This window comes from Rhizobium sp. LC145 (assembly GCF_001005825.1).
Taxonomy (GTDB): Bacteria; Pseudomonadota; Alphaproteobacteria; order Rhizobiales; family Rhizobiaceae; genus Neorhizobium.
Genome location: NZ_LBHV01000002.1, coordinates 511500 through 532702 on the forward strand (window position 1 = coordinate 511500; position 21203 = coordinate 532702).

15 protein-coding genes and 2 pseudogenes are annotated in these 21203 nt (G+C 58.3%); 6 read left to right on the top strand and 11 right to left on the bottom strand.

Annotated elements, in window-relative coordinates:
• Positions 1 to 69: 69 nt before the first annotated feature.
• From YH62_RS07090 to YH62_RS07105, 4 genes and pseudogenes are all read right to left on the bottom strand, one after another.
• Positions 70 to 1986: an acyltransferase family protein gene (locus tag YH62_RS07090; protein ID WP_046793460.1), complete on the bottom strand. Its 1917-nt coding sequence runs from the start codon at positions 1984 to 1986 to the stop codon at positions 70 to 72.
• A 684-nt stretch (positions 1987 to 2670) separates the two neighbouring features.
• A complete protein-coding gene (locus YH62_RS07095) occupies positions 2671 to 3588 on the bottom strand; it encodes an NAD(P)/FAD-dependent oxidoreductase (protein WP_046793461.1) in 918 nt (305 codons plus the stop codon).
• A gap of 501 nt (positions 3589 to 4089) precedes the next feature.
• A pseudogene (locus tag YH62_RS07100) lies at positions 4090 to 4758 on the bottom strand (ISNCY family transposase); the annotation flags it as partial.
• 307 nt (positions 4759 to 5065) lie between these two features.
• Positions 5066 to 5698 carry a glutathione S-transferase family protein gene (locus YH62_RS07105; protein WP_082118272.1) on the bottom strand — a complete coding sequence of 211 codons (633 nt, stop codon included), beginning with the start codon at positions 5696 to 5698 and terminating at the stop codon, positions 5066 to 5068.
• A 388-nt stretch (positions 5699 to 6086) separates the two neighbouring features.
• Between YH62_RS07105 and YH62_RS07115 the strand changes: the two genes are divergently transcribed.
• From YH62_RS07115 to YH62_RS30745, 3 genes and pseudogenes are all read left to right on the top strand, one after another.
• Complete coding sequence (locus YH62_RS07115) at positions 6087 to 7487, top strand: cytochrome ubiquinol oxidase subunit I (protein ID WP_280950043.1); 1401 nt, start codon at positions 6087 to 6089, stop codon at positions 7485 to 7487.
• A 10-nt stretch (positions 7488 to 7497) separates the two neighbouring features.
• Positions 7498 to 8502, top strand: coding sequence for a cytochrome d ubiquinol oxidase subunit II (gene cydB / locus YH62_RS07120; protein WP_046793464.1), 1005 nt, complete (start codon positions 7498 to 7500; stop codon positions 8500 to 8502).
• A gap of 506 nt (positions 8503 to 9008) precedes the next feature.
• Positions 9009 to 9249: pseudogene (locus YH62_RS30745) on the top strand (GSU2403 family nucleotidyltransferase fold protein); the annotation flags it as partial.
• A 263-nt stretch (positions 9250 to 9512) separates the two neighbouring features.
• Here YH62_RS30745 and YH62_RS07125 read toward each other — a convergent pair.
• The 6 genes from YH62_RS07125 to YH62_RS07150 form a co-directional block, all read right to left on the bottom strand.
• The gene (locus YH62_RS07125; protein ID WP_245282065.1) at positions 9513 to 10310 is read right to left on the bottom strand and encodes an ABC transporter ATP-binding protein; all 798 of its coding nucleotides are present in this window, start codon (positions 10308 to 10310) and stop codon (positions 9513 to 9515) included.
• A gap of 36 nt (positions 10311 to 10346) precedes the next feature.
• Positions 10347 to 11342, bottom strand: coding sequence for an ABC transporter substrate-binding protein (locus tag YH62_RS07130; protein WP_046793465.1), 996 nt, complete (start codon positions 11340 to 11342; stop codon positions 10347 to 10349).
• 29 nt (positions 11343 to 11371) lie between these two features.
• Positions 11372 to 12151, bottom strand: a complete 780-nt coding sequence (locus YH62_RS07135) for an ABC transporter permease (protein WP_046793466.1) — start codon at positions 12149 to 12151, stop codon at positions 11372 to 11374.
• Positions 12152 to 12494: 343 nt separating this feature from the next.
• Complete coding sequence (locus tag YH62_RS07140) at positions 12495 to 13313, bottom strand: sugar phosphate isomerase/epimerase family protein (protein ID WP_046793467.1); 819 nt, start codon at positions 13311 to 13313, stop codon at positions 12495 to 12497.
• A gap of 1 nt (position 13314) precedes the next feature.
• Complete coding sequence (locus YH62_RS07145; protein WP_137326742.1) at positions 13315 to 14472, bottom strand: dihydrodipicolinate synthase family protein; 1158 nt, start codon at positions 14470 to 14472, stop codon at positions 13315 to 13317.
• Positions 14473 to 14474: 2 nt separating this feature from the next.
• Positions 14475 to 15599 (bottom strand): Gfo/Idh/MocA family oxidoreductase, encoded by a 1125-nt coding sequence (locus YH62_RS07150; protein ID WP_046793469.1) that lies wholly within the window; start codon positions 15597 to 15599, stop codon positions 14475 to 14477.
• 283 nt (positions 15600 to 15882) lie between these two features.
• On the opposite strand from YH62_RS07150, the gene YH62_RS07155 reads away from it, so the two are divergent.
• The 3 genes from YH62_RS07155 (at position 15883) to YH62_RS07165 (ending at position 18927) form a co-directional block, all read left to right on the top strand.
• On the top strand, positions 15883 to 16932 hold the full coding sequence (locus tag YH62_RS07155; RefSeq protein ID WP_170986330.1) for an amidohydrolase family protein: 1050 nt from the start codon (positions 15883 to 15885) through the stop codon (positions 16930 to 16932).
• Between the two features lie 222 nt (positions 16933 to 17154).
• Positions 17155 to 17820, top strand: coding sequence for a TetR/AcrR family transcriptional regulator (locus YH62_RS07160; protein ID WP_046793470.1), 666 nt, complete (start codon positions 17155 to 17157; stop codon positions 17818 to 17820).
• 213 nt (positions 17821 to 18033) lie between these two features.
• Positions 18034 to 18927, top strand: a complete 894-nt coding sequence (locus tag YH62_RS07165; RefSeq protein WP_210166217.1) for an AraC family transcriptional regulator — start codon at positions 18034 to 18036, stop codon at positions 18925 to 18927.
• 48 nt (positions 18928 to 18975) lie between these two features.
• Here the strand turns inward: YH62_RS07165 and YH62_RS07170 are convergent, their stop codons facing one another.
• Positions 18976 to 21099: a TonB-dependent siderophore receptor gene (locus tag YH62_RS07170; RefSeq protein WP_046793472.1), complete on the bottom strand. Its 2124-nt coding sequence runs from the start codon at positions 21097 to 21099 to the stop codon at positions 18976 to 18978.
• Positions 21100 to 21203 lie beyond the last annotated feature (104 nt).

Sequence of the window (21203 nt, forward strand, 5' to 3'; positions counted from 1 at the left end):
GGAACGATGGATTGTTCAACTGGATGATATTTTGAGCATAACTATTAAGAAACGAGATCCATTCATCGGTTACCGCAGATCTGACACGGTTTCCGCTGCCACCGGGGCAGGTGAAGGCTCGGCGGGCAAGGGCGCTGGGCCTACGAGCGGGAAGTAGGCAGCTACTGCCAGCTTGCTGCCGTCGACCGAGAAATGCTCGGCGTCCTCGTACAGATACTGGCCTTTTTCGCGATACGGGCATTCCACGCCGGAGCAAAGTGAAGGCAACGGATCGATGAATGCAGCCGCGCCAGCATAGTGCTTGATTTCAGCGTTGATGGCCGGGTCGAAGAAGATCTTCCATTTGTCCACGGCGTCCGGCTCGCGGCTTCCCTTAGCATAGGCGATCACCTGCACGCTGGTGGAAAACTGCGGCGACTGGCCGATGACGTAAACCTTCGTACCAAGCGGCTTAAGTTGTGCGAGCGTGCTTTCGAGCTGGTCCAACCCGCGCAATTGCAGGTCCGTCCAACGGGCGCTGAGGATCACCGTGTCGATGTTCAGATCCTTGATGATCTTCAAAGCATTGGCATTGAACTCGGTGCAGCGCGGCCGGGCATAGGAATAGTAGGAAATGATCGGCGGGCAGCCCGCGGCCGTGTACTGGAGGATCTTCATCGGGATCCGTGCGGAATTGGCTGCGATCCCCGGAACGTATTGAGCGGCAAATGAGTCGCCCCACAGAAGTGCCACCGGCCCGTCACTTTGCGTGATCGCGCAGTCGTCGGCACTCCATTTGCGATAGTCCGGGTCGTTGGACAGGAAGCACTTGCCCTGGTTCCATTGCTCGTGGCCGGCAATCTTCTGCTCGGTAAAGTCTGGAGTGCGCCCGGGAAAGCCTCCGGAAGCGATGCCGACAGCGCCGGCCGCCGCGAAAACAACGATCGCAGCCACGCCGCCTGCCAGAAGCCGCGGCTGCGTGATCGCCGGGTTGGGTGTGCGGAACGGCTGTTCGACAAAGCGCCATGACAGGTAGGCCAGGATGAAGCTGGCGGCGACGATGGCGAATGCCTGGATTGTGGTCGGGTGGTCGAGGGTCTGGTAGCGGAAAAAGGAAACGATTGGCCAGTGAACCAGATACAGGGAATAGGAGATCAGGCCGATCCCGACCATCGGAGGCAGCGACAGGATCGATGTCGCCAGGGGCCGGGCAGGCGATTTGCCGACATAGATCAAAAGCACGCTGCCGAGGCATGGATAAAGCGCGTTCAAGCCCGGAAACGGCGTGGCCTCATCGAACGTGAAGACCGCAAAGGCGATCAGGCCAAGACCGAGAAACCCGATCGCCTCGGCAAGCCAGCGGGACCTCACCATGGGTATCATGCCCAGGGCGAGCGCTGCTCCGAGCAACAGCTCCCAGGCCCGGGTCGGCAGGACGTAGAAATTGGCGGTCGGAGCGGTGGTGGTCGCATAGACGCTCAGCACGAAGCTGACGAGAATCACAGGCAGCAAGGTCAGCAGCCATCGCTTTCCGAAAAAGCGATAGATGATGAACGTCGCGATCGGCATGAATATATAGTATTGCTCTTCAACTGAGAGCGACCACGTATGCAGCAACGGACTGAATACTGAATCGGCGGCAAAATATCCGGACGCCTTCCAGAAATACATGTTGGACATAAAGATCGATGTCGCAAGCAGACTCTTTGAGAAATCAAGAAAGTACGAGGGGATAAACAAAAGATAGGCGATGACGCATGTGATGGCGACGGTGACGAAGAGAGCCGGAAAAATGCGCCGGACGCGCTTGGCGTAAAAGCGCAAGATCGAGAATTTTCCATTCTCGAGATCATTGAGCAGGCTCAAGGCAATCACGTAGCCGGAGATAACGAAGAAGACGTCGACACCGACGAAGCCACCCGAGAAACCAGAAACACCGGAATGAAAAAGCAGGACCGGAAGAATGGCGACGGCTCTCAGGCCATCCACGTCGGGGCGATACTTCATGTACACCTCACTGTCTGAACATAAACCTAGAACCGTGAATTCGTGACGACGCAGGAGAGGCGCAGCCTCTCAATTCATAGGCATGCTTGTGCTGGAGGCCACCGCAATGCGGGAGAATGGCCTCACAGACAGATGAGGTGAAGCACTCTGGATCAAACGAGTGCTCGCCTTTCGGGCTAGCGACAACCGGTCAGCCCAAACGCATGTAACGGCAGAAATGTCACGAGAACAAGAAGGTTGTCATCTTAGGTTGGAAATTTGCCCTGCGCTGTCACGGATTCACTCGGCATCACATGGAACGATCACTGCCACTTTGTGAGTCAGCTTCCGCCTTTGCGGATTACAATGGGTTGGCTTCCGCCGATTTGCCGACCAGCCATCGGGACGCCATCGCTGGAGCTTGTTCATGAAACTTTGGGCGCTATTTAGCTGGCATGACAGAGAATCCTTCAATCCCAGAAGAGAAACTTCGCCCGATGGATGAGAGGCGGCGCCGCTTCGAGCGGACCCACGAAGTCGCCATATCGATAATCGACGAGGAAATCGAACGGCGGCGCGCAAAGACGGAGAAGCTGAAAGCAATGAGGCTGGCCCGCGCGAGGTAGTTTAAGCGAACGACACGCAGGTTTGGAATGCTAGGTCCGATCTGCCGGGACGTAGCAGCATTCAAAGGTACGAGTGAAGTCACCGTAAGAGCGTGGCCAACTCGCACAGGTCGTTTCGGATCGCGGTCGCGGCTACGCCTGCTTGTCCCATGGCATGACCGATCTGGTCGAGTCCCACGACGACGTCGCCGGCAGCGTACAATCCAGGCACCGTAGAGCGCTGGTGGGCATCGACTATGACGCAGCCGTCACCAGATCGCCTCGCTCCCAGGCCCTTCACCAACTCCGAGCGAACATCGGAACCGAGCGCCGGATATACAGATGCGAAGCAGAGCTTCATCCCACCTAGATCGGTGCTGATCGTTTCCTCCTGGAGTTCGAGCTTGGCCACAGGGCCAGACACCGTGCGTACGTCGCACTCGGCAAGATGCCGCTCCTGCTTCGGAGATAGCTCATGCGAGCCTTCCGGTGAGATCAGCGTAACGTCGCGGGTGTAGCTGCGTAGGAACAGCGCTTCCTTGTAGCCTTTCGTCCCGGTGCCGATCACCCCGATTGCCCGATCGGTCACCTCGAATCCATCGCAGACGGGGCAGTAGCGGATCAGACCCCGTGCCACAGCTTCGTCGTGCTGCGCCTGAGGCATTTGCGGCCGGCGGTTGATTACGCCAGTTGCCAGCAGGACGGACCGTGCGCTGACCGCGCCGCCGTCATGATGTGCGGTGAACACGGCGCCGCTCTTCTCAAGAGCTGAAACTTTCCAGCGGTGGATGGCAACTCCATAGTGGATGGTCTGCTTCCGCATCCGGTCGAGAAGGTCCTTGCCGCTGATCCCGTCCGGAAATCCTGCATGATTGTGGGAGACAGGAATAACCGCCGCGCGGCTCGTGTTGTCATCGAACACCGTGACTGACAGATGATAGCGGGCGAGGTAGATCGCCGCAGTCAGTCCAGCCGGTCCGCCACCGATCACGATGCAGTCTGCCACCTCATCTGCCATGCCTTAGCCGCTGCCTCCTCTCCTGAGGTCGTCCTTTTCGGGCAGGTCACGTTCCGTCTGGTGATCAGGAATCTTCAGTGCGAGGTCCTGCATCATCGACTGATAGTCGGGGTCGCGGACGTGTTGTTCGTGGTCGTTGCACATGGGGATAAAGTAGGGCGGGTGCAGGCCGCGGAAAGCAGTGTTGCCGGACGTCAGGGCAGGCGACCTCGATGTTCAGTTCACAGAGCGCCCGCATGGGAGTATATGTGTCTCATTGCGGCTTCCTTGCGAGTGACAACCATTGGTACCATTCGCAAGTCGCACTTCATCCTTGAACCCACCTGGCTAGTTCCGATGTCAAAGCTGGTTAGAGGTGCGGCGCCGCCAGCCAGCTAGAAACGCGACACTGGCTCTGCCGATCAGCGCCCGAGCATGCGGCTGGTCGGGGTTGCAAGCGTGGTCGGGCGCGAGTGGGACGCGCCCCTTGGGCTTTAGCTTTGAGACTATGTTCACACCCGTTCATTCCGCCGCTTCCATCCTCGCCAGCGCCTTCTGCCTTTTGGCAATCACCTCTGGATCATTCATGAAATCCTTCCGCCGACCGGGCTTGCGACCGCGCTTCTGATAGCCATTGCTCTTACTGCCATCCGGTATCCCAAACATATGATCCGTCTGGCCAGTGCGGCGAGGGCCGCTCTTGCTACGTTGCTGTTGGCGTCCGGCCTGCATCTCGGCGACGATCGACAGCACGTCGTCCAAACGCTTGTTCTCAACGACTTCGGATCGATGCACCGATCGCAACTTGTCGAAGGTTCTATAGGGCAGGGCAAAGCTCTCGTGCATGATCTCCAGACGGCCATCCGGATAGTCGCAAACGACGACCTTCTTACCCGCCATGGATCTGGAAAGATCAGTCGGATCGAGAATGAACAGCACCTTGTCATAGCGCAGCGTCAGGGCTTGCGACAGCGTGCGGACTTCCTTGCGGCACATGGCGCCGTCAAGGTTCTCATGATCGGCCAGTGGCCGGTGCATATCTTTCGGATTGCGTGGCGGTTTACCGAACCGGGAATTGAAATCCGCAATAAATTCTGACGCATAGATATTGGCTGCCTCGATAGTATCTATGCCGCGAAGCCGTAATTCCTTCACGAGGCGATCCTGCAGCGTCTGATTGGCGCACTCCACCAGGCTGAAGGTCGTCATCCTTGCTCCCAACGTTGGCATTGACCAGAACGTCGAGAGGCGAGGGTGTCGCATCTCTAACTGGCCCAACTGTCGCATTACTAAATAGCCTCTACATCCAAAAATCACATAAGATAGCTTATGGAACTATAAATTATATAATGCAGCTCAAAGGCTTATGAAACACCGCTTATCCAAAATGGAATGTTGGATGTCACTGAATCCTGCCACTTTGAGTGCACTCGTGTCTTTGCGCGCCGTCTTTGACAATTGTCCAAAACGACGCCGCGCAGGGATACGATTTGGATCCTCAGGGGACCGGCTGGAGGTTTGCAAACGCCTCGGCGATCCGCTGCGGAGCTTTGGGGCGTGCATACATTCGCTCAAGATACGCCTTAAGATTCGGGAAGCCGTCGATCAGCCCGTTTTCGTCGCCCCAATCCAGAACATAGGCGGTAACACAATCGGCGACCGTGATCTTGTCCCCGACGATAAATTCACGCCCGTCCATGTGGCGCTCAAGCACAGCCGCCATCTCCAAAAATTCCTCTTTGGCGAGAGCGATGTCTTCCGGCAGCCGCTTGTCCTCGGGATACAGGAAGCCATGCTTGGCCATCCGCCATAGCGGCTGCTCGAGCTCGGTGACCCCAAACAGCGACCAGCGATAGACTAGCGCCCTCTCCTTCAGGTCGGCAGGCATCAGACCTTTGTCGCCATACTTCTCGGCCAGATACATGACGATCGCAGCGGATTCGGTGAGGACGAAGTCGCCGTCGACCAGAACCGGAAGCTTCCCGGCGGGATTAATGCGCAGGAAGTCGGGATGCCGGTTCTCGCCAGCCATTATATTGACCGGCACGAACTCGAACTCCGCATCAAGCTCCTGAAGAGCCCAACGTGCACGAAGCGAGCGCGTCGGGCCCAGCCCGTAAAGTTTCATCATTTCGGCCTCCTAATTCTTCACGGTCATTGAAATCGTGTAGCGACTCCAAGGACGCCTGTCGGCGACCCGTGCCGACAGGCGAATAAAAAAAATCGTAACTGGATCCTGCACTACATACGCCGCCGTCCCGTAGGGGCTCAACTTCTGGCGCTGAAGGATAGCAAGATCAGCGAGAAGCGTGCCCACTTCGATCCCTAGGACATCCGCAGGGAGTTGGAGGCTGGCCATCGATCACAAAACAGCGTGGCATTCGGCCGCGCGACATCGGACAGGGTTGGCTGGGATCCAGCCGCCTCTATTTCTGGGACAGCGCCGCCGAATTTCGTCAGAGACACTGCCCCCGGCAGTACTGCGGTGGTTAGAGCCAATGTCGTTTCAAGGAGCCGTCATGACCTTCATGGGCCTCGAAGCAGAGATGCTTGCGCGAATCCAGTTCGCGTTCACCGTCTCGTTCCATTTCATCTTCCCAGCCTTCTCGATCGGGACGGCGAGTTATCTGGCAGTTCTGAACGCACTCTGGCTCTGGAAGCGCGATGAAGCCTACCTCAGGCTCTTCGAATACTGGAAGACGATCTTCGCCGTTACCTTCGCCATGGGCGTGGTCTCCGGCATCGTCATGAGCTACCAGTTTGGCACAAACTGGTCCGCCTTCTCCGACAAGGCTGGTCCAGTCATCGGGCCGCTGATGGGCTACGAGGTCCTGACCGCCTTTTTTCTGGAAGCTGGTTTCCTCGGCATCGCCCTGTTCGGCCGCAAGCGAGTCGGCGATGTTGCCCATATGGTCGCCGTCGCTATGGTGGCCATAGGAACTCTAATCTCGGCCACATGGATCACCTCAGCCAATAGCTGGATGCACACTCCTGCCGGGTTCAGCATCGACGCCAATGGCGTCTTCATCCCGGAAGATTGGTGGCAAATCATCTTCAATCCCTCCTTCCCGTACCGGATGACCCATACTGTGCTGGCAGCCTTCCTGACTACCGCCTTCGCAGTCGGTGCGGTGGGCGCATGGCATCTCCTCAGGGATCGCGAGAATCGCCAGGCTCGGATCATGTTCTCGATGGCGATGTGGATGGCAGCCATTGTCACGCCGATCCAGATACTCGCCGGCGACCTGCATGGCTTGAATACGTTGGAGCACCAGCCCGCCAAGATCGCCGCCATGGAGGGCCACTACGAGACTCATAAAGATGGTGCTCCGCTAATCTTGTTCGGCATCCCCGACGACGAAGCCGAAACCACCCACTACTCCCTCGAAGTCCCGAAGCTTGGCTCGCTGATCCTGAAGCACGAGTTTGATGGGGAGATCAAAGGGCTGAAGGAATGGCCGCGTGACCAGCGTCCTCCCGCGCTCATGCCCTTCATCACGTTCAGGATCATGGTAGGCATCGGGTTCCTGATGCTCGGCATCGGCGTTTGGTCGCTCTGGGCCCGTTGGAAGGGGCAACTATACGACACGCCGTGGCTTCACCGTATGGCGGTCGCCATGGGAGGTTCGGGCTTCGTCGCCGTCCTCGCCGGCTGGTACACGACTGAAGTCGGACGACAGCCATGGACCGTCTACGGCCACCTGCGAACAGCCGAGAGCCTGTCGCCTGTCTCGGCCCCAGCCGTAGGCGCGTCGCTTCTAACCTTCATCCTCGTCTACTTCATCGTGTTCGGCGCAGGCGTCTACTACCTCCTGAAGCTGATGCGCAGGTCGCCGACTCCGCTTGAAGACCACGAGTTGGAGGCAGGTCCAATCCGCACTGCGGGCATCACTCCGGGACCTGCCCAGGATCATCCGTAAGGAGGACATTATGGACATTGATCTCTCGTTCATCTGGGCCGGCATCATCGCCTTCGCGGTACTGGCGTATGTCGTGCTGGACGGCTTCGACCTCGGCATCGGCATCGTCTTTCCCTTCTTCCGCAACCGTCGGGATCGGGACGTCATGACCAACACGATCGCGCCCGTCTGGGATGGCAACGAGACGTGGCTGGTACTCGGCGGTGGAGGATTGATGGCGGTCTTTCCGCTCGCCTACGCAATTATCCTTCCGGCCCTCTACATGCCGATCATCCTGATGCTTATCAGCCTGATTTTCCGGGGCGTGGCATTCGAGTTCCGCTGGCGAACCCATCACGAGTCCCACCTGTGGGACTTTGGTTTCTGGATAGGTTCAAGCGTCGCGGCTCTGATGCAGGGTATCGCCCTTGGCGCTCTTGTACAGGGAATCACCGTGAGCGGCAGGCAGTATGCGGGAGGATGGTGGGATTGGTTGACCCCCTTCTCGGTGTTGACCGGCGTCGCGGTTCTTGTCGGTTACGCGCTCCTTGGCGTTACCTGGCTCAATCTCAAGACCAGCGGAGACATCCAAGCTCGATCTGCCAAGCTTGCTAGGCCTCTGAGTCTCCTGCTTCTCGCGCTCATCGGCATCGTATCGCTGTGGACGCCGTTCATCAACGAGATGTACTTCGAGCGCTGGTTCCGCTGGCCCACCGCCTTCTTTTCGTCCTTCGTTCCGCTGCTGCTGGCGGTCTGCGCCATTGCGCTCTGGCATGGGCTCACCCACGACAAGCACCTACAGCCTTTCCTGGCGGCGCTCGGCTTATTCGTATTGAGCTTCACAGGACTTGGGATCAGCTTCTATCCATATATGATCCCCGGCGTTCTAACGATCAAGGATGCCGCAGCGCCGGAAAGCTCTCTCAAGTTCCTATTGGTTGGCGCTGCAGTGCTCGTGCCGACGATCCTGGCCTATACGGGTTACGCCTACTGGGTGTTCAGAGGCAAGGTTGATCATGGAGAGGGCTATCATTGATGAATACCAGCTTCCGCAAGACAGCGTGGTTCATTGGACTGTGGTTGGCTGGCGTTGGTACGGTCACAGCGGTCGGCCTGGTCATTCGAGCCTTTTTGCAATGATGTTCTGCCAATCCTTCCACGCTCTTCCTCACGACGCTTGTCGGCCACGGCTGTGCCGACAGCAGACCTCGACGAGCGGCACATTTCCTGCCGTGCGCTGGATGAGGGCGTACTTGTTCGGCATTCACCTGAAGGGGTGATTGGCGCCAAGAATCCCGCACGCTTTTCGTCAAGACTGTGAAGACGAAACCCGCATCGATGCGATTCACGACTCTCCGAAGTTTCACCAGGCTTGGCGAACTGTCCTCCAGCGGAATGGTCGTCCGCGCGCTACCGCTCCGTTATAAGGTTTTGGCAGAGACTTATAACCACGAGGTGAGGTGAGTAGGAGATAGCTTCTTACGTCGACGATGCACTGCGAAAACGCGGTGGCGGAATTTGCCGCCCAGAGAGCCGCTGCACTCGGACGCGCTGGACCGTGTGAAGGCCGACAAAGACCTAACGCAAGCCGCCTTGCTCTTTGAAGCTCTCACGGAGAGGCGCCACAATGACGAGTTGGCGATGCCTGGGAAGAAGCCTGGGAGCGCGGGACGCGTGGAAGGAGGGCATCGTTAGCGGCTTGTCGAGACTGCCCATGAACGGTGTCAAAGCACTCGAACGCGCACTCGGCCCCGATGTCGTAAGGTGCCTGCTGAAAAGGTGACCCCGTTGACACTGGGGTATTCGTTCACCGCAGGCCAGGACAAAGCCACCCACGCGCCTAGGGGCACTGCCGCGAAGTTTTTAGTTGGATGGAAGTGGATGTTCCCGGTCATCGGCCATGACCGACGACCTTTTCCACAGCCCGGACGTCGCGCACTTGAGCGCCTCGTTCTGGCGAGGCATTTCCATCGTGTCTATAGAACCTCCTCGTTCCGAAGCGAGTTGCCTTTGCGGCGCAGATGGGAGCCCTTCCGTGCCCCGCTGCTAGTGGTCGTCGAGGGAGCCCTGAGCGTAGAAATGCTGGCGGATTGTCTTGGTGTACGAGGCGAACTGCGTCGATGCCATGACGCTCAGGTCCCGCGGCCTCGGCAGATCGATGTCGTAGATCGCTGCGATGGAGCCGGGTCGCTCGCTCATGACGACCACCCGGTCCGATAGGTACACGGCTTCGGGTATGCTATGCGTGATCAGCAGAACCGTCTTTCTCGATTCGAGCCAGATCCGCTGCAGCTCCACGTTCATCTTCTCGCGCGTCATCGCGTCCAGCGCGCCGAAAGGCTCGTCCATGAGGAGCACCTGCGGGTCATGGAGCAGCGCACGGCAGATCGATGCGCGCTGCTGCATGCCGCCGGAAAGCTGCCACGGATACTTCTTCTCGAAGCCCTGCAGGCCAGCCATCGCGATCAGGGCTTCGGCGCGTGAACGCGCCTCCGCCTTGTTCATGTTGCGCATCTCCGCCTGGAGGAGGATGTTGTCGATGATGTTCCGCCAGGCCAGAAGCACCGAGCTTTGGAACACGATGCCGACATCGGTCTGAGGACCCGAAATCTTCTTTCCAGCGAGCAGAAGCTCGCCGTCAGAAATTGGCGCAAGTCCCGCGACCAGCTTAAGGAGCGTGCTCTTGCCGCAGCCCGACGGGCCTACGACCGACACGAACTCCCCTTCCCTGATCGAGAGATCGATGGGTTTGAGAGCCTCGAAGGAGCCGAATTTCTTCGTGACCCCGTTCAACTGGATGAGGGTCGATCTGTCCACTTGCTTCGGGAACCTATTTGTCATCATTTCCTCGGATGCGCGGAGCGATCTCATGCCGACACCTCACGGAAGGAAGGCATCGGTGTAGTACTTGCCGACATCTTTGTCTGATGCCTGGAGTGTACCGACCGCGATCATCGTTGCGATGGTCTCTTCGACCTGCGCATTCGTAACGCGCAACGGCCGCAGGTTCTCAGTCCCCTTGGCCTTGAAGAGCGGGATGGCGGTCTGTAACCCAGTCATCAGGCTCTCCGGCGTGCCGGAATTCGGATACGCCTTGTGGACTGCGTCAACGGCTTCCTGTGGATGCTCGGACGCATATTCGAACGACTTCGTAGCCGCACGCATGAACTTCCTAAGGAGCTCGGGGGTTTCCTCGACGGTCTCGGTGTTCACGATGAACGATGATCCGATGCTGTTGACGCCGAAGTCCGCGAACAGCATGTTCGTGACCGGCTTGCCGGTGGCCGCTTCGATCTGCGTGCCCTGGTCGGTCGCGAAGCCGAGAAGGGCATCGGCCTGGCCGGTAATGACGGAGTTGACCTTGGTCTTGGCATCACCGTTGACCGTCTTGAAATCACCCGCCTTGAGATTGTTCTTCTCAAGGAAAAGAGGCCAGGATTGGGACGGAGAGTCCCCGGCTGTCATGGCGATCGTGAGCCCCTTCACCTTCTCCGGAGTATCGATGCCTTTCTCCTTGAGGCTGATGACGGCGAACGGGCTGCGCTGAAGCGCCGAGCCGATGGAGATGACCGGGGCGCCTTTGACTGCAAGCGCCATCATAGTCGTCAGGTCGGCGAAGCCCATGGTGACGTTGCCGGCCGCGACTGCCTGAACTGTGGGGCCGGAGCCGCGGCCTTCCTGGATCTCAAGGTCGACGCCCTCCTCCTTGAAGAACCCTTTCTCCTTGCCGAGAATGATTGGCGAATGCAGGCCCGTGACATACCAGTTGAGCATCAACGTGACCTTCTCGGCCTCCTGCGCAACGGCCAGATTCGGTTGTGACAAGGTACTGGCGACGGCGACGGCTGCGCCGAGAAACAGGGCAGAAATTTTCATCAGACTTTCCTCCTCCTTGATGAATTCTTCTAATGCGCGCCGGCGGTGGCCAAGCGGTTGGAAATGTGCCACGGCAGCATCAGCTTCTCGGCGATGTCGATAATCACGAAGAGCAGCACGCCCATGAGCGACAGGATGATCAGCGCGGAGAACATCAGAGGCAGATCGAAGTTGCCGTTCGCCCGCTGAAGCACGTAGCCGATCCCTGAATTCGAGCCCACGAACTCGCCGACGACTGCTCCGACGACTGCGAGCGTGATGGAGACCTTCATGCTCGCGAAGATCGCCGGCAGCGCGTTCGGCAAGCTGATCTTGTAGAACATCTTCAGCTTGGTACTGCCCATGGACTTGGCCAAATCGATCATGTCGGATTCCAGCGACTTGAAGCCGAGCACGGTGGATACCACGATCGGGAAGAAGCCGAGCAGGAATGCCACGATGACCTTCGGGAAGAGGCCAAAGCCGAACCAGACAACGAATAGGGGTGCGATCGCGACCTTCGGAATGCTCTGCGAGAAGACGAGCAGGGGATAGACATAGCTCTCGATCGTCCTGGAATAGGCAATGAGCATTGCGAGCGGCACACCGATCACCACGGAGAGCAGAAAGCCTCCGATCGTCGCCTGCAGCGTGGGAATGGTCTCTGCCAGCAGCATGGGCCATTGCGCATACATCTGTACCGCGACATCGATCGGCGCCGGAATGAGATAGGCGGGGATGTCGAATAGACGAATGGCAAGATCCCAGACGAGGACCAGAAAGAGGACCAGCAGCACCGGTCTCACGATCGGAGAGTTGATCGAACGCATCAGCGTGGCCTCCGGATTTCCGTTTGGTGGGTACGACGCATCACGCATTCTCCTCCTCTAGAGAGCTCTGTGGTGCCGGCCAGTCGGGTCTGTGAACTCTGTCTTTTCTGGCGTTCTAGATACCGCGTCCCCTAACCCAGGCATGCCGCGGCCAAGCCGTATGGGATCAGCAATTCGGCGGATTCACTAATTCACCATCTAGGGAATTAATGAAAAAATTTGCGTCGAAAGTCAATAAGTCGCGCCTTCAATTTGAATGATCCGGTGTGAAATCCGCGCGAGGGATCAGTTCCCGTTCTCTGATCCGTAGCGCCCAATTCTCGTATCGCCCTCCAGACATATGTCAGCAGCCGACTGCCCTATCGACGATCGTGCGCATCACTTCGTCGGCGTCTCGCTTCCACCAGTTGTTCGTGGAGAATATCTCCACCTCGTTGAGGCCCTTGAAGCCGTTGGCTTCGACACGCGATCTCAGCCTCGGAATATCGATAATCCCGTCGCCCATCATGCCGCGGTCAAGCAGGAGATCCGTGGTCGGTACCAGCCAATCGCAGATGTGAAAGGCCATGAGGCGCTCGGGCCCTGCCCTGTCGATCTGCGCCTCGACTTCGGGGTCCCACCAGACGTGATAGACGTCGACGGCCACTCCGATTCCAGGGCCGAGCCTGTCGCAGATATCGAGTGCCTGGCGCATGGTGTTCACACAGGCGCGGTCTGCGGCATACATTGGATGCAGAGGCTCGATGGCAATCTTGACACCACAGGTACGGGCATATTCCAGCGACCTGGCGAGCCCCTCCTCGACGATCTGCCTGGCTCCAGCGATGTCCTTTGATCCGGGGACCATACCGCCGACGACCATGACCAAGCACTCCGCGCCGATGGTTGCCGCGTCGTCGATCGCCTTCTTGTTGTCGTCGATCGCCTTCTGATCGAGCGGGTTCGCGATGGTGTACCAGCCTCCGCGGCAAAGTCCCGACACGGAGAGGCCCGCATCGCGGATCAACCTTGCCGCCGTTTCTGCGCCAAGCTCGTCAAGCTTGTCGCGCCATGGCGAGATGCCGCCGAAGCCGTGCCGGGCGCAGCCTTCGATCGCCTGGCGGAGGTTCCACTGCGACCGGACGGTCGCGGTGTTGAGGGAAAGATGTTGTGCCGCGAGCATGTCAGATCCCGATCCCATAGGTTGCGAACACACGAGCCGCGCGGGTGGCCGCGCGATCGGGGACATCGAACAGGCCTGCCTTGCTTGCCAGGCGCACGATGTCGGCAAGATGCTGGGCTGATCGCGTGCTCTGCTGACCTCCGAGCATGGTGAAGTGATCCTGGTGCCCGTTCAGATATGCCATGAACACGACGCCGGTCTTGTAGAAGCGGGTGGGAGCCTTGAAGATATGCCGGGAGAGCGGAACCGTCGGATCGAAGGCCGAATTATAGGCCGCCATGTCACCCCTGTTCAGCGCGCTGAGCGCCTGGGCAGCGGCGGTCGCGATTGGATCGAAGATGCCGAGAAGAGCGTGGCTGTAGCCCTGCTCGTCTCCCGCGATCAGTTCCGGATAGTTGAAGTCGTCACCGGTATACATCCGTACGCCCTTTGGGAGCCGACGGCGCATTGAGACTTCCTTCTCCGCCGAGAGCAGGGAGATCTTGATACCGTCGACTTTGGACGCATTGTCGGCGATGACGCCGAGACAGGTGTCCATGGCCGCCATGTGGTCGCGGTCACCCCAGTAACCTTCGAGCGCGGGGTCGAACATCTCGCCGAGCCAATGGAGGATGGCAGGCTCCTTGAGCGATCCCAGTATGCGGCCGTAGACTGTGCCGTAGTCTTCCGGAGACTTCGCAACCTTGGCAAGGGCGCGCGACGCCATGAGGATGATCCGACCACCTGCCGCCTCGACAGCCTCGCATTGCTTTTCATAAGCGCCAATCACGTCGTCGAGGCTAGAAGCATCCGACGGCGCTAAGTGATCGGTTCCGGCACCGCAGGCAATCAGATGGCCGCCCGACTTTGCCAGCGAGACACTCCGCTTGATGAGTTCGAGCGAGGTTGGCCAGTCCATGCCCATGCCGCGCTGCGCGGTGTCCATGGCTTCGGCGACACCGAAGCCCTTGGACCATAGATGTTCGCGAAACGCCAGTGTCCTATCCCAGTCAACCGCACAATCCAGCCATGGATCATTGTCGGCATAGGGATCGACGACCACATGCGCAGCCGCATAGGCGGTGCGGTTCCATGCGCCTCCCTGGGCGGCCGCAACGGCGGGGCCGATCTCAAAAGTCTCGAGCCCACCATCTCTTGTAGGAAGGATAACCGAAGCCATCGTCACAGCCCCAGGTCTTCGAGATCGATCCAGCGCCGTTCGCGAGCACTTTTGTATCCTGCTTCGGCAAGCTGGACCCCCTTCGCGCCCTCAGCGAACGTGTAGCGCCATTCAGAGCCTTCCAGAACATGGCGGAGGAACTGCTCCCACTGGACCTTAAAACCGTTATCAAGCGGCACATTATCCGGAACCTCCTCCCAGGATTCGTAGAAGTTGAGCGGCTGCGGAACGTCCGGATTCCAGACGGGCTTCGGCGTGTTGACGCGATGCTGGCTGTAGCACTTGTGGAGGCCGGCGACGGCTGAGCCGTGGGTGCCGTCGATCTGAAAAGTCACAAGATCGTCGCGACGGACGCGGGTGCACCAGCTCGAATTGATGTGAGCGACGATATCGCCTTCGAGCATGAACGTTGCGTAGGCAGCGTCGTCCGCGGTAGCCTTGTATTCTTTCCCGGCTTCATCCCAACGCCTATCGATGTGGGTTGCCGTCGTGCAGCTCACCGACCTGACGGGAGCGATGACGTTGTCGAGGACGTAGCGCCAGTGGCAAAGCATGTCGGAGACCATGCCGCCGCCGTCTGCCGCCCGATAGTTCCAGCTCGGGCGCTGCGCCGGGAGATAGTCGCCTTCGAACACCCAGTAGCCGAACTCTCCTTTTACCGAGAGTATCTTGCCGAAAAAACCGCTGTCGCGCAGGCGCTTCAACTTGACCAGCCCGGGAAGATCGAGTTTGTCGTGGACGATGCCGTTTTTCACACCCCTTGCCTTCGCGTATTTTGCGATCTCGATGGCTTCTTCGAGCCCCTCGGAGATAGGCTTTTCGCAGTAGACATGCTTGCCAGCGTCGATGGCCTTGCGCAGAAGCGTCGGACGAAGTTTGGTGGAAGCAGCGTCGAAGAAGATCTCGTTATAGGGATCGGCCAGGGCACTATCGAGGTCGGTGGTCCAGCGCTCCACATTGTGAGCCTTGGCAAGACGCTCGATCTTCGCGCCGTCGCGGCCGACGATGATCGGATCCGGCACGACCCGACTGCCATCAGATAAAACCAACCCGCCCTGGTTTCTGATCGCCAACACCGAACGGATGAGATGCTGGTTCATCCCCATCCGGCCCGTCACGCCGTGCATTACGATACCGATCTTCCTGTCATTAGCCACGGTTAGCCTCCCCGTTTCGTCGGACGCCCGTCCTTCAAAGTTGCCTTAGAATTTAATTCACCGAATGGAGAATTGCCAATTCTATTACAGACGTCAGCGCGTTTGGCAAGTTGACAATTCATCATCCGGTGAATTATTTGAATTCATCGCTGTGAGGGTCGCAGCCCTAGCGGAGCCCACATCCATCACCGCCGTCAGATCGTCCGCTCCCATTGATGAAGCCGATCGGCGCGCTGCCAAACCGCAAGGAGACGTGACGTTGGTTCCCGGACTGAAAGAGGTTTCGAGCCTGATCGATGGATGGACGCATATCTTCCCAGAGGAGTACTTTGAAAAGATCAAGTCCGTTTCGTCCGCATCCGGGCCGCTCAAGCGCTGGGTAAGTCTGAAGCCTCTGTTCGATCTCAATGAACGGTTCAGGTTGATGGACAAGTTCGGAGGCTATCAGCAGGTCCTGACCCCCTCGATGCCTGCCTTCGACGAGATCGCCGATGCCCAGGAGGCGACAGCCCTGGCCCGGCTCATGAACGACGGTCTGGCGAAATTGGTGCAGCTCTTTCCGGACCGTTTCCCCTACTTCGTTGCAGGAATTGCGATGACGAACGAGAACGCGGCGGTCGTTGAAATCGAAAGAGCGATCCAGCTCGGGGCGATCGGATTTCAGCTGCCTACGCATGTCAGGGGAACCGCTCTCGATCATGAACGGTTCTCCGGCATCTGGGCCGCACTCGCCGCCACAGGTCGGCCGATCTGGCTCCATCCGATCAAGGGGCCGACGCCCGATTATCCCACGGAGGAGAAGTCCAAGTTCGAGATCTGGTGGTGCTTTGGTTGGCCTTACGAATCGACCGTCGCGATGTCACGGCTCGCGCTTTCGGGTCTGTTCGACCGCCATCCCCATCTCAGGATCATCACCCATCATATGGGCGGCATGATCCCGTTCTTCTCCGGACGCATCGAGCAAGGTCTAGGCCTTGAGATGGGAGCACGAACGCCCCCTTCCGATGCGCACCTGCTCCCAAACGACCTGAAGCACCCCATATCGAAGTATTTCAAGGCATTCTATGGCGACACCTCCCTGTCGGGAGCGGCCGGCGCGCTTCGGTGCGGCATCGACTTCTTCGGCCTCGATCATGTGGTCTTCGCCACCGATTTCCCGTTCGACGCCGAGGGCGGCTCGTATCTCGTCCGAGAGACCCTTCGATCATTCGACACGGCAGGAATGTCGCAGGACCAGATCTGGACGATCGGGAACCGGAACATCCACGCGCTCTCCAAGCCTTCCTTTGCTTCGCAATTCTGATCTGCGAAACAGGGCTCGTGCGGGAGCGACGCGAACGCACAACTTGCTCACTGGTCGTCCTCAATGTCTGGACTATAGTGGATTTGGGAAAGTTATTTGAGGACGCGGCCTGCGGTCGGAATCGAGCGCTCCGACGAAAATCCCGTGACCGGCTCTATTTTAGTGAAAGGCTGACGCCCAATGGCGCGAGGTAAATTGAACGCATCCGGTTCAGAGGACGCAATGCAGGCGGACGCCTTCACGAAATTCCGCGATGCCGATCGATCGAAGAGACTAATTCTCGAAGTGGCCGGGCTTGAGTTTGCCGAGCACGGGCTCGGCGGCGCACGCATGGCGCGAATTGCCGAGCGGGCGAACATCGACAAGAAATTGATCTTCTATTACTTCGACAACAAAGAACGGTTGTATACGGAGGTCCTCGCCGACGCCTATGCAAAGATCCGCAAGGCGGAATCCGAACTCCATTTGACAGAACTTGATCCTTCGGAAGCAGTATGCCGTCTGGCCGAATTCACCTGGAATTACTACGTCAAGAACCCGGAATTCATCACCTTTCTCAACAGCGAGAACTTGCATCGGGCACGGCACATACAGACGCTGCCAAACATCCGGAACCTCAACTCCCCCCTTGTCTCGATGTTGGGGTCTATTCTCAAGCGCGGAGAGGAAGAAGGCACATTCAAGAAGAATATCGACCCGATCCAGCTATACATCTCTATCGCGGCGTTATCGTACTTCTATCTCTCGAACAACTACACGCTCTCGGCAATCTTCGGGAGAAATCTTCTTAGCGAAGAGGCCCGATTGGAACGGCTGGATCACATAAAGCAATTCGTCCTTAGCTACGTCACTCTTCCCACCTCTGCGGGAGGGAACGCCGAGGGCTGATGGGGGCCTTGGTGGCATTCGGATCGGCACGGTCGCAAATTGCCTTGCCATAAAAAACAAACATGCTACTCAGTCTCAAGTTTAATGGCTGGCAGGCCGAATGCACGGCCATGATCTCCTAAATGCCGTTGAGGGAACTGACCACATGTTCCATCGCAATGTTTTACCGGTATCGATACCCTCCGCCACCTTAGGCACGGACGGATTGCGACCGTGAACTACCGGCACTCCATGACCTGCTATACGGAAGGCATTCGGCCGATCGCTCCGGTTAAATGGCGCGGCCTCGACGGTGTCATGAGCGTTTTCTGGGATGCAGAAGGTCAATCCGGGGCAAAGGCCTACTACCTGTCACCTGACCCGCGGATCGTGATTTTCTTCAACGACGTGTCGCCTCATATCCGGATGTCCAACCGGGAGGGAGGTTTCGGTGAACATGACCGGCCGATGACCCGCGCGCTCTACGTGCCCGCTGGCGTTCCCCTGTGGACGAATTTCACGTCCTCGCATCGTTTCTCGCATCTCGACCTGCATTTGCACAAGGACCGGCTCTTAAGGTTTCTATCACCTTCGGTGGGAACATCAGCCGCGCTTGCAGCCTTGCGCCGTCCAGTGGAAATCCAGGATGTTCCGGCCATCGAGACGCTTGCGAGCCTGGTGGTCGATGAAGTTTCAAACCCCTCCAAACATCCGGTATTTGCCGAAAGCCTTGTGGGCAGCATCGTTGCCGGCCTTCTCGATATCCCGGAACATGGCGCAGAGCCGGCGAATGGCAGGCTGACACAGGCGCAGATGAAGAAACTCATCTCGCGCGTCAACGACCGCCCCGATTGCCGCCTCACTGTCGCCGAAATGGCCGGGACCGTCGGCTTGTCGGAAAGCTGGTTTGCCAATGTCTTCAAGCAGACGACAGGCAAGACGCCGCTGCAATGGCAGCTCGGAAGGCGTATCGAGCTTGCCCAAAAGCTGCTGTCGGAAAGCGATCTTACCGTGGCCGACATCGCGGCCCAGCTCGGGTTCTCCGATCAGGCCCACCTGACGAAGGCCTTCCGGCAGATCGCGGGAGAAACGCCCGCCGCCTGGCGCCGTCTACAGCGGATTCTCTGACAACGAAGGATTATTCCGCCCGCAGATGCTGCGGGCGGAATAATTGTCTCACCAAGTCTGGCGCAGCGTCGCGTAAATCGCGCGACCGGGATTATAGTAGATCCCGCCGCTATCCTGACTGGCGACATGCTTCTCGTTGAACAGGTTGCTGACGTTCAATTGGAACGTCGTGTTCTCCTGAATCTTGTAGGTGAAGGCAGCATCGAAAACGACGGCGCTGTCCGAAGATGTCGTGTTGCCGATGTTCATATAATAGGAATCCGTGTAACGAGCCCCGATCCCGAAGGTCATGTCCCCGCGCATGCCGTTGCCTGGCAGCGTATAGGTGCCCCATACCGAAGCCAACTGCTTGGGAACGCGCATGAGACGGTTGCCATCGTTTGCTCCGCCCGGCTCTTCGATCTTGGAATCGATATAGCTATAGGCTGCGATCAGGCTGATATTGTCCGACAGCTCGGCCTTGGCCTCAAGCTCGATGCCGCGATGCCGGACTTTTTCGACCGATGTCGGCAGATACGAGACGCTGTCATAGACGGTAATGTTCCCCTTCGTCAGGTCGTAGACGGAAGCGGTGAACAAAGCAGGGAATGCATCCGGCCGATACTTAATGCCGGCTTCATACTGCTTGCCGGTCGTGGGATCGCTCCCGATACCAGGAGGTGCCGCGGATTCGGCATAGCTTGCATAGGCCGCCAGTTCCTCGGTGATCTTGTAGCTCAAACCGAACCGCTTGGTGAACTCGCTGTGGTCATTCGCCTGCGTGGCGCCCGAGAACAGGTCCGTTTCGCTCAGATCAAGCCAGTCATTGCGCAGGCCGACGCTTGCGGTCAGCCTGTCGGAGAAGGTCAGATCCTGCTGCAGATAGATTGCCTTGGTCTTCTGGTCGTTTCTCGTTCCGGAATTAGGCGCCGTCGAGATGGGGCCTCCCGAATAAATCGGGTTCTCCCAGTTGATGGCAGGAGCGCCAGGAATATAAAGGCCGTAATTTTGCGAATTGAAATTGTTGTATTCGATACCGGCAAGCGTGCGGCTGTCGACATTGTCGATGCTCGTTTCGTAAATCAGATTCGCATCGATGATGAACTGCTCGGTCGACTTGTCGCTGCCGAAATAATAACGGTCGGCCAGGTTAGAACCATCGGTCCGCGTCGTGGAGAGATAGGCGCCGCCGAACGCATCGCGTGACCTGCTGTAGCGGGCGTTGGAACCGAAGCTCAACCCATTGCCGAAATCATGGTCGAACATGAGGCTGTACGAATTGCGGTTTGTTGTTCTGAAATAATAGTCCGGCTCTCCGAAGAAGCGATCCCTGTCAAAGTCCGTGCCGAGCGGGTGGCCACCGCTGCCGGGAACGCCATCCTTGTTCAGATGATCGAAGACGAATGAAAGGCTGGTCACATCGGTGGGGCGCCATGTCAGGCCGCCCATGATGAACTTCTCGTCATCCCGCGAATAGTCGTATTCGGCGTCCGCGCCCTGAAGCTTGCCGGTCAGGCGATAGGACAGGGTGTCGTCTGCGGTGATGTTGTCACCGAAATCCAGGCCGACTTCCTTGTGATTGAAGGAGCCGCCGGTGACGTAGGCTTCGCCGAAGCGTTCGCTCTTTGGCAGCTTTGTAACATAGTTCACCGAGCCGCCGGGTTCGGACGCCCCGAAGCCTGCGGAACTGGTGCCCTTCAGCACCTCGATGCGCTCATAGGCGTAAGGCTCTTCGCGAACTCCACCGAAAGTCCTGCCGATGGCCAGGCCGTCGCGATATGTGTAAGGGGTGAAGCCGCGGATGTCGAAATAGTCATAACGATCATCCGAACCGTAGAAGTCGGTCACCACGCCGGCGGTATATTGCACGACCTGCTCGATGCTGGTGGCGCCACGCTCCTCGATTTCCTTGGAAGTGATGACCGAGACGGATGCAGGCGTTTCAAGGATGTCCGTGGGCATTTTGCCGGCGCCTGTGCTGCGCGTCGCGACAATCGAATTCGCATCGTCGTCGCGAGCGGCACCTTCAACGGTAATCGTCTCGAGGACGGTGCCGGCACCCGTATCTTCGGCCTCCTGAGCCCGCAAGGAAACCGGCGCGAAGGCGACGAGCGCCGTGCAGCCGAGAAGTACCGCTCTCCGGCAACCCGCCAGTGTCTGCCTGTTCTTGCCGCCTGCTTTTTCGATGTCCATAGATCAATTCCAAACTGATGTTGCTGTCGCAGGCACTCGGCAATGATGAGCACCGGCATTGTCTAAAGGCTTGCCGGGAAGCATCACCGCGCGCATCTGCGGGC

Bases quoted from the DNA above. Each gene is read 5' to 3' on its own strand.
- YH62_RS07090 (WP_046793460.1), bottom strand. From the start codon at position 1,986: ATGAAGTATCGCCCCGACGTGGATGGCCTGAGAGCCGTCGCCATTCTT.
- YH62_RS07095 (WP_046793461.1), bottom strand. From the start codon at position 3,588: ATGGCAGATGAGGTGGCAGACTGCATCGTGATCGGTGGCGGACCGGCT.
- YH62_RS07105 (WP_082118272.1), bottom strand. From the start codon at position 5,698: ATGATGAAACTTTACGGGCTGGGCCCGACGCGCTCGCTTCGTGCACGT.
- YH62_RS07115 (WP_280950043.1), top strand. From the start codon at position 6,087: ATGACCTTCATGGGCCTCGAAGCAGAGATGCTTGCGCGAATCCAGTTC.
- cydB (WP_046793464.1), top strand. From the start codon at position 7,498: ATGGACATTGATCTCTCGTTCATCTGGGCCGGCATCATCGCCTTCGCG.
- YH62_RS07125 (WP_245282065.1), bottom strand. From the start codon at position 10,310: ATGATGACAAATAGGTTCCCGAAGCAAGTGGACAGATCGACCCTCATC.
- YH62_RS07130 (WP_046793465.1), bottom strand. From the start codon at position 11,342: ATGAAAATTTCTGCCCTGTTTCTCGGCGCAGCCGTCGCCGTCGCCAGT.
- YH62_RS07135 (WP_046793466.1), bottom strand. From the start codon at position 12,151: ATGCGTTCGATCAACTCTCCGATCGTGAGACCGGTGCTGCTGGTCCTC.
- YH62_RS07140 (WP_046793467.1), bottom strand. From the start codon at position 13,313: ATGCTCGCGGCACAACATCTTTCCCTCAACACCGCGACCGTCCGGTCG.
- YH62_RS07145 (WP_137326742.1), bottom strand. From the start codon at position 14,472: ATGGCTTCGGTTATCCTTCCTACAAGAGATGGTGGGCTCGAGACTTTT.
- YH62_RS07150 (WP_046793469.1), bottom strand. From the start codon at position 15,599: ATGCACGGCGTGACGGGCCGGATGGGGATGAACCAGCATCTCATCCGT.
- YH62_RS07160 (WP_046793470.1), top strand. From the start codon at position 17,155: ATGCAGGCGGACGCCTTCACGAAATTCCGCGATGCCGATCGATCGAAG.
- YH62_RS07170 (WP_046793472.1), bottom strand. From the start codon at position 21,099: ATGGACATCGAAAAAGCAGGCGGCAAGAACAGGCAGACACTGGCGGGT.